Raw genomic sequence first — 8,835 nt, 5'->3', positions numbered from 1 at the left:
TTCCGGCCATGACGGGCAAAGCGCACAATAGGGCAGCTTCCTGTAAAAGGCATACCCTTATCTGCTTTGGTGTGGCGCCTATGCTGGAAAAAATACCAAACTGATGAATCCTTGCGTTCATGGATACGGCAAAGGCATTGTGAATTATCACAATCAGTGAAAAGGAGGCCATGACCGTCACCAGGATAAAAAAGGGGAAGGAAAGCCTGGGCGCCGTATCCTGTGAATCTCGAATCAGGTACATGGCCAGAAGCTCGTAGTTGTAAACAATGGATTCCGGTGAAACTCCTGTCAGCCCGGCAATTTGTAAAGTATCCTGAAAGACAGTCCTCATATCGTCAAAATAAAGTTCTATCACGGTTTCCCCACCCGTAGATTCCTCTTCATTGACCACAGCCTCCTTAATACTTGCAAAATTTTTGATCACTTCTATGTCTTCTTGATCAAATTCGCCCACAAGCCTGCTCTGCCAGCCGCCTTCCTCCAATTCAATCCGCTCGATATCATACTTCCATGCGTTATAAAACAATCCGCATAACAAGGATAAAAGCAATGCCGAAAGAAAAGCCGCCATCATGATGGAAATACTGGACGAAGGGTTGTTTTTCATATAATCTGATGAATAATCCTTCCACATATTCATTACCTCCGCAGCTCATCGCTGATGATATGACTATCCTCTAGCGTGATGATACGGTCTGCTTCTAAGGCTGCCCTTTCATCATGGGTAATCAGCAGAATGGTCTGCTCCAAATTACGGTTTGAGAGCTTCAGCATATCCATAATCTCTTTGGAATTTTTCTGATCCAGATTTCCGGTGGGCTCATCTGCCAAAAGCAATGCGGGACGGTAGATCAAAGAACGGGCAATGGCAACTCTTTGCTGCTCTCCGCCCGACAGCTGGCCCGGTAGGGCGTCAAGCTTGTCGGAAATCCCAAGGGAGCCCACAATCTTTTCAAAATATTCTTTGTTCGGCTTCTTCTTGTCAAGCAAAAGGGGCATTAAAATATTTTTTCTGGCGGTCAGCGTAGGAATCAAATTATAAAACTGATACACAAGCCCTACCTTTCGACGACGGAAAATCGCTGCCTGGGTTGGATTTAATTTGGAAAGCTCCGTTCCCTCTATGATCACTTTTCCCTCTGTAGGCTTGTCTACGCTGCCAAGAATGTGCAGGAGCGTAGATTTGCCTGAGCCGGACGCTCCAATGATTGCCACAAATTCCCCCTTGCCCACTGTCAGGTCAATCCCGTCCAGCGCCACAACCTGATTCCTGCCGGAGCCATACACCCTGCGGACTCCTTCGCATGTTAAAAGATTCATTGACTGCTTCCTCCTGTATAAAACCGAATTTCAAAACAAGCGCCGCCCTCCGGCATATTTTGGGCCCGAATGGTTCCATTTTGTCGTTCAATAATTTCTTTGGACAAGGACAGCCCAATTCCTATGCCGCCTTCTCCTGCATTTTTCCCTCGATAAAACCGCTCAAAAAGATGGGGAATATCCTCCTTGAAAAATCCTTTTCCCTCGTCCCAAATCAATATTTGTGTATAGAGAGGGTTCTGTTCATAAAAGCAGTGAACAGTTCCACCCCTGTTATGCTCCATACAGTTTTTCATTAAATTGATCATCGCTTCCATAGTCCAGTCCAGATCGGCTGTGATTGCCATCTCTCCCCGCTCTGGAATGTCGATGGAAGTGCCGGACGCCGCAAATAATTCCTGTAAATTATCTGCCGCAAGAGAAAGTACCGTAAAAACATCAATTTCCTCCCTTTGCAAAACCAGGGTGCCGGCATCAAGCCGTGATAAAACAAGCAGAGCCTCTTCCAAATGGGTAAGTCTCAAAAGCTGCTTTTGAATCTGTTCCAGGGATTTTTGGCTGTATTCCCTTTTCATAGTCTGCACAGATAAGGATATGGCTGTAATCGGCGTTTTTATCTGATGGGCAATATTAGACAGATTTTCTGCAAAATCATTTTTCGCCTGTACCGCCGCATCTCTTGCCTGATAGAGAAACGTCACCGTCTTGTAAATTTCATCTTCTAATTTAGAAAAGTCGTCCTCCCTGTGGGCAGAAAGAATGACTGCTTTTCCTATATTCACCTGTTCTAAATACTCCGCCAAAGCCTGAATGCGCCTGGCTTCCATTTTATTTCGATACAAAATGGTAAAGAAAAAAAGGAAAACGCCTGTCGAAAATCCAGATAGGGAAAACAAGATATTCTGCCGGTAAGCCGGTTGTGAAAAATCCGATCTGCGGTACCCTAATGGAGACAAAATGTCTCGCTGTGCCAAGCCATGGGCATTTGCACTGGTATATTCTTTGAGTGCAGCCAAAACCGCGTCCTTGGCTTCAGGTTCTTCCTCTAATATTTCACTGCAGACACCATTCAGCAGCTCAAATGGAAGGCCGCTGTAATATCGTGAAACCAGCATGACTGCAAGAAAGGACGCTGCCAAGCTGACAGATAGTACAAATGCAGCAGTAACAAAAACTGATTTTCGTCCGCTCATAGGGTATCCTCCATACGGTAGCCCACACTTCGGATGGTTTTTAAGCAAGGCGGCTGATGTAATTTATCCCGCAGCCGCTTCATGGTGACCGTCAGGGTATTGTTATTTACATAGCTGCCCTTCACATCCCAGACCTGCTCTAAGATTTTTTCTCTGGTAACCGTCTTTCCCTTGTTTAGCATCAAATACAAAAGCAATTCATACTCCGCCGCGCTTAAATTGATTTCCTCCAAATGGCAGGAAACGGTTCTGCTGTTCTGGTCAATAAAAATTCCGGCACAGGAAAGATACTGATCTGTGACATTTCGTGTCCTGCGAAGTAATGCCTGAATTCTGGAATACAATATTTCCAGCTCAAAGGGTTTTACTACATAATCATCCGCCCCGTTATGAAATCCGGCCACAATATCACGGGAATCTCCGCGGACCGTAAGAAAAATAATGGGTAATTCCTTCCATCTGCCTCGAATCCATTGACACAAGGCATCCCCGTGCCCGTCCGGCATGTTCCAGTCAAGCAGGACAATCGTTGGCACATGAATTTTCAAAGCCTGCCTGATCTGTGCAAGGGTATTGTATATTGTTACCTTTAACCCTTTCTGCTCCAGATATTCTTTCACATTCCTTGCAATATCAGGATCGTCCTCCGCATAGTATAATTCAATCATTCTGCCTTCACCTCACCTATTATTATAACAGCAGGCGCTTGCGAAACTCACTGACAAAGTCACGAACCTGGTCATAATAACCAAAAACGGGTTCCGAAGCAGTGGCTAGTCACCCTTATTTTGGTTATTACGCCCAGTTTCTGATATCAGGGAGCGAGTTTCGCAGCTAGCTATATTATAACAGGGAAAGGTTACAATTCAGTGACTGCTTTCGTTAAAAAATGCCCTAAGCCGCATCCCTAACCATGAGAAAGATCATGATTAGGAACCGCTTAGAGCATTTATTTAAGGTCAAGGGGTCAGGTCACTGCCAAACATCCACAGAATTGGGATTTCTGCCAGAGATATCTCTGTCTTTCCCCCGGGCGGGAAAATAAGAAAGCTCTCCTTCCCCATACAGAAAATGACCGCTTAAAGAGCCGTTTAAACAGGTGATTTTACAATAGTCCGTTTCTTCTCCTTTTAGATAGGTTAATTTATATCCACTTCCATAAGGGTCTGGCGCAATGAAAACCTCACCATAGCGGGAGGCGGCAGATATCGGCACTGTAAACGGGGAAGCTGCAGCATTCTCATTGGCTTCCTCAGCAGGCAGTCTGTCAGGTTTGACTGCATCTAAGGATATTTGGGCCGTACTGAGGAATAGAGAAAACAAAATGATCCATACAGTGTTCATTTTAGGTACCCTTACACTTCAATTTTCTTACAGCAGGCCACCGCCAGAGAGCCGGGTCCAATATGGCAGGCAATGCTTAAGGGCAGCGGGTCCATCCGAATATCGTAGCCCGGGAACTGGGCGGCTACCTCTGCCCGGAATACCTCGGCAGCCTCCTCATTATGAGTGTATGCCATCTGCAGCCAGATGCCTTTTTCCTCGGTAAAGCCGCCAAAGCGGTTCACAATATCGTTTCGAATGGCATTTATCATAATGCTTTTGCCCTGATTAGTGGTTCGTGCCTTTGCAAAGGCATCCAGCTTTTCTCCTTGAATGGTAAGCACCGGCTTGAGCTTCAGCATGGTTCCTATTGCAGCTGCGGCGGGTGTAATTCTTCCGCCTTTTTTCAAATAGTACAGGGTATCCAGCATAATATAAATGCTGCTGTTGAATTTGTCGGCCTCCAGAAATTCTTTGATCTGGGCTGCAGACATACCCTTCTCCACCAAAAGTCTGGCGTCCAATACCGACTGGCGCAGGGTAACGGAAATCCGTTGATTATTCACCACATGAACCCTGCCGCCATACTCCTTAGCCAGCATCATGGCGCTTTCACAGGAGCCGGACAGTCCGCTGCTCATGGGAATGTGAAGCACTTCGCCGTAATCCTTCAAAAGCTTGTCCCAAAGATTCATAACTGATTCGGGTGAGGGCTGGCTGGTTCCGATCTCAGCGCCTGCAGCCAGTCTCTGGTAAAATTCCTCCTGCGTCAGATTGATGTCCTCAAAATAAGTCTCGTTGTCGATCATAAAGGGCATGGGAAGAACAAAAACCCCCAATTCCTCCGCCTGCTTCTGTGTGATACCGCTGTTACTGTCCGTAACAATTGCAATCGCCGCCATGCTGAAATGACCATACCTTTCCTTAAAATTTAAATTGATTTCATGAGAGCTTAGAATATTTTATCGTCATATGGAGCGAAAGTCAACACTATTCCCTGATTCAGAGAGCAAATGTTGCCTTAAGGGCAGATATTCCTCACCGGAAAGCTGCGGATCATTCTTCATCAATTCTTCCACAGCCTCCGCCGCCTGCTGCAGGATGGGGGCGTCCGTGTAAATATCCCCTATCCGGAAAGCGAATTCCCCGCTTTGGCGGATGCCAAACAAATCTCCCGGCCCTCTCAGCTTCAAATCCTGCGAAGCAATGAAAAATCCATCGTTGGAGTGATTCAATATCTCAAGCCGTTCCATTGTCTCTTTGTTTTCTCTGGTATTGATAAAAATGCAGTAGCTCTGGCAATCTCCCCTTCCCACCCGGCCTCTGAGCTGATGAAGCTGGGCGAGGCCGAAGCGTTCGGCATTTTCCACCATCATCACTGTAGCGTTTGGCACGTTGATGCCCACCTCAATTACAGTGGTTGACACAAGAACATCAATGTTTCGTTGGGCAAATTCCTCCATAATCCTGTTCTTTTCAGAAGGACGCATTTTCCCGTGCAGATAGGCGACCTGAACGCCGGAAGGAAGGGCTGCCCTAAGCTTTTGCGTGTAATCAATCACGTTTTCCGTATCTTCCAGCTCCCCCTCTTCCACCATTGGACAGATCACATATGCCTGATGCCCCATGGCTGCTTCCTTTGCGATAAAAGCATATGCCTTTGGACGGTAGGCGGTGTTCACTACACAGTTTTTTATGGGAAGCCGGTTGGCCGGAAGCTCATCTATCACAGAAATATTTAAGTCTCCATAGAGAATAATTGCCAGGGTTCTTGGGATTGGGGTTGCGCTCATGACAAGAATATGGGGACTGTTCCCCTTTCCTGCAAGCTGCTCTCTCTGTTTTACGCCGAAACGGTGCTGTTCGTCCGTCACCACCAGCGCGAGAGAGCGATATTTTACCTTATCCTGAATCAGGGCGTGGGTGCCGATTACAAGGTTGGCTTCCCCGGAAGCAATTTTTTCATAAGCTGCTTTTTTTTCCTTTGCTGTCATGGAGCCCACAAGCAGAACGGGACGGAAGGCCGCCTGATATTTCTGCATATACTCTTGTACCGTCTCGTAATGCTGCATGGCTAACACTTCTGTAGGCGCCATCAAGGCTCCCTGAAAGCCGTTTGCTGCACACATCAAAAGAGCCAGCAGAGCAATGATGGTTTTTCCGGAGCCCACGTCCCCCTGAATCAGCCGGTTCATGCAGCCAGGGCTGTTTAAATCTTCCCGCACCTCACGCCAAACCCTTTTCTGGGCTCCCGTAAGGGGAAAGGGCATTTTTTCTAAAAGGCGGACAGTATCGGCAGTTTCAAACATAGGATACTGATTGGGAAGTGTCTGGGTATATTCCTTATTTTTCCGCAGCAGAAATAAAAAGGAAAAAAATTCGTCAAAAACCAGACGTTTTCTGGCGGCCGCCAGCTCCTCTTGATCCTTCGGAAAATGAATGCCGCACACAGCCTCCTGTCTGGAAATCAGCCGATACCTTTTTAAAACAGAAGCAGGATAATATTCCGGTTCAAATTCATAAAAAGAAAGGGCCTGTTTGACTGCCTTGGAGACTGCCTGGTTGGTCAGTCCCTTTGTAAGAGGATATTTGGGCTGCAGTCTCCCTGTGAGCTTCTGGTACTCTTCCAGGGAGAATAGCTTTGGCTGTTCCATTACCTTGGCAGTCCCTCTGCTCTGGACGGTTCCCCGGAAAAGATATCTGATCCCTGGCTTTAATACCTTTTTTAAAAAGGGCATATTAAAAAAGGTGAGCTGCATGGCGCCTGAGCGGTCCGAAACAGCCACATTCAAGATATCCAGGCTTTTCAATTTTTTTTGGCCAAGAATGCCTGTCACCGAAACGCAGATGGCGCACACCTGCCCGGGCTGGGTCTGTGCCACCAAAACCGGTTCTTTGTAAAGCTCATAATCCCGTGGACAGCATGCAAGCAGGTCTCCCGCAGTTTCCACACCGATTTTCGCAAAAAGTTTCCGGGTTTTTTCCCCGATTCCCTTTATCTCAATAATAGGCGTAGTTTCCTTCATCATATTCCTCATTCCCAAGCGCAGCGTGGGGAATTGCATCTGCATCCTCCCCCCTTTACTGCGGTGAAAAAGGGCTGCTGCCAGATGAAGCCTCACTTACAAAGCTTCAGTTGGCAACAGCCTTAGACAAAATCTATTTTTCAGAAATTCTATTATTCCACGGAGATCACATAATAGTAAATGGGCTGTCCTCCATACTGCAGCTCAATATCGCAGGAGGGATATGCACTCTCCAGAGATTCCTTCAAAAGCTGCGCATCCGCCTCGTCTACGTCACAGCCAAAGTAAACGCTGATCAGCTCAGAAGCGTCATCTACCATTTCCGAAACCATTTTTTCGGTGATGTTTGTGAGACTTTCTCCTGCAGCCAGGATACCCTTGTCGCCGATTCCCATATAATCGCCCTTTCGGATTTCCTTATCGTCAATTACCGTATCCCGCACAGCATAAGTGACCTGTCCTGTTTTTACATTTGTGATTTCCCGGAGCATAGCCTCCTCATTCTCATCTGCAGAAAGCTCCGGGACAAAATTGATGACCGCCGTAATTCCCTGAGGAATTGTCTTTGTGGGAATGACCAGCAGATTTTTGTCCGTCACAAGCTCTGCGGCCTGGTTTGCCGCAAGAATAATATTCTTGTTGTTTGGCAGGATAAAAATGGTTTCTGCGTTCACCTTTTCCACAGCGTCGAGAATATCCGCAGTGCTGGGGTTCATGGTCTGTCCCCCCTCAATGATATAATCCACGCCAAGGCTTGAGAAAATTTCATTGAGGCCCTCGCCGATGGAAACCGCGATAAAGCCCATGGCTTTGGGCGGCTGATTTGCCTCATCAGCCGCTTTTTGGGAAGCTTCCTTTTCAGACATCTTGAACAGCTTTTCCTGATGCTCCAGACGCATATTATCAATTTTCATATTGGAAAGGGCTCCGTACTTCAATGCCTTCTGGATGGCCAGACCAGGATCATTGGTATGTACGTGAACCTTTACCACATCTTCGTCCGCTACACATACAATAGAATCGCCGATGGATTCCAGATAAGCCTTAAAATCCATTTCCGCTTTCACATTGAAGGGCTTGTTTAAAAGAATGATAAATTCCGTACAGTAGCCGAATTTAATCTCCGCCTCTGCCTGAGCCTCCATGGATGCGCTGCGGCTTACGGAGGAAGCTCCCTGATCGGATGGCGCAAGACTCAAATCCACCTCCTTGCCCAAAAAGGCGTCGAAAGCGCCGCTTAACACTTCCACCAGCCCCTGTCCGCCGGAATCCACAACGCCTGCCTGCTTTAACACAGGAAGCATTTCAGGGGTCTGGCTGAGCACATACCTTGCGTGCTCAAGCACCGCACCAAAAAACTCCTCCAGGTTTTCAACGCCGTCCTCTGAAAGCTCCTTCGCCTTCTCGGAAACGCCTCTTGCTACAGTGAGGATGGTTCCCTCCTTGGGCTTCATAACAGCCTTGTAGGCAGTCTCCACCGCTTTTTCAAAGGCAGCTGTAAATACAGGGACAGTGAGGATGCTCTCCTCTCTGATGCTCTTGGTAAAGCCACGAAAAAGCTGGGAGAGGATAACGCCGGAATTTCCTCTTGCCCCCCGCAGGGAGCCGCTGGAAATAGCCTTGCAGATGGATTCCATATCGGCATTTTCCCCTAGTGCAGACACCTCTCTGGCTGCAGACATGATAGTCATTGTCATATTGGTGCCGGTATCGCCGTCAGGAACGGGAAATACATTTAATTCATTGATCCATTCCTTCTTATTTTCCAAATTCTTTGCTCCGGCCAAGAACATTTTTGAGAGCATCTTGGCGTCTATTTGCTGTAAATCCACGGTAAATCCTCCTTAATCAATCACTCTTACACCTTCCACAAAGATGTTGATTTTTTCAATTTCAATGCCGGTAAATTCTTCCACCTTATACTTTACATTGCTTACAAGATTATCTGCCACTGCCAAAATGCTGACGCC

General features: G+C 47.1%; 9 protein-coding genes. All 9 read right to left on the bottom strand.

Going from position 1 to position 8,835, the window contains the following annotated elements:
• The coding region (locus AC1WIP_RS06985) for an ABC transporter permease (RefSeq protein WP_481141173.1) at positions 1-637 on the bottom strand (637 nt) is incomplete at its 3' end.
• A 5-nt stretch (positions 638-642) separates the two neighbouring features.
• Positions 643-1,323 carry an ABC transporter ATP-binding protein gene (locus AC1WIP_RS06980; protein WP_481141172.1) on the bottom strand — a complete coding sequence of 227 codons (681 nt, stop codon included), beginning with the start codon at positions 1,321-1,323 and terminating at the stop codon, positions 643-645.
• The gene (locus AC1WIP_RS06975; protein ID WP_481141171.1) at positions 1,320-2,516 is read right to left on the bottom strand and encodes a sensor histidine kinase; all 1,197 of its coding nucleotides are present in this window, start codon (positions 2,514-2,516) and stop codon (positions 1,320-1,322) included. The genes AC1WIP_RS06980 and AC1WIP_RS06975 overlap by 4 nt, the downstream gene beginning before the upstream one ends.
• The gene (locus AC1WIP_RS06970) at positions 2,513-3,184 is read right to left on the bottom strand and encodes a response regulator transcription factor (protein ID WP_481141170.1); all 672 of its coding nucleotides are present in this window, start codon (positions 3,182-3,184) and stop codon (positions 2,513-2,515) included. Before AC1WIP_RS06970 ends, AC1WIP_RS06975 begins: the two co-directional genes overlap by 4 nt.
• Positions 3,185-3,488: 304 nt before the next feature.
• The gene (locus AC1WIP_RS06965; RefSeq protein ID WP_481141169.1) at positions 3,489-3,860 is read right to left on the bottom strand and encodes a hypothetical protein; all 372 of its coding nucleotides are present in this window, start codon (positions 3,858-3,860) and stop codon (positions 3,489-3,491) included.
• 11 nt (positions 3,861-3,871) lie between these two features.
• Positions 3,872-4,741, bottom strand: coding sequence for a DegV family protein (locus tag AC1WIP_RS06960; protein ID WP_481141168.1), 870 nt, complete (start codon positions 4,739-4,741; stop codon positions 3,872-3,874).
• A 66-nt stretch (positions 4,742-4,807) separates the two neighbouring features.
• Positions 4,808-6,865 carry an ATP-dependent DNA helicase RecG gene (gene recG / locus AC1WIP_RS06955; protein WP_481141175.1) on the bottom strand — a complete coding sequence of 686 codons (2,058 nt, stop codon included), beginning with the start codon at positions 6,863-6,865 and terminating at the stop codon, positions 4,808-4,810.
• 152 nt (positions 6,866-7,017) lie between these two features.
• Entirely contained in the window at positions 7,018-8,697 is a 1,680-nt protein-coding gene (locus tag AC1WIP_RS06950) for a DAK2 domain-containing protein (RefSeq protein ID WP_481141167.1), read from the bottom strand.
• A 12-nt stretch (positions 8,698-8,709) separates the two neighbouring features.
• A partial coding sequence (locus AC1WIP_RS06945) for an Asp23/Gls24 family envelope stress response protein (protein WP_481141174.1) occupies positions 8,710-8,835 on the bottom strand: 126 nt, incomplete at its 5' end.

The organism is Acetatifactor sp. (assembly GCF_982438285.1).
The sequence above is the reverse complement of the archived record's forward strand: the minus strand, read 5'-3'. Positions and strand labels throughout refer to the sequence as shown.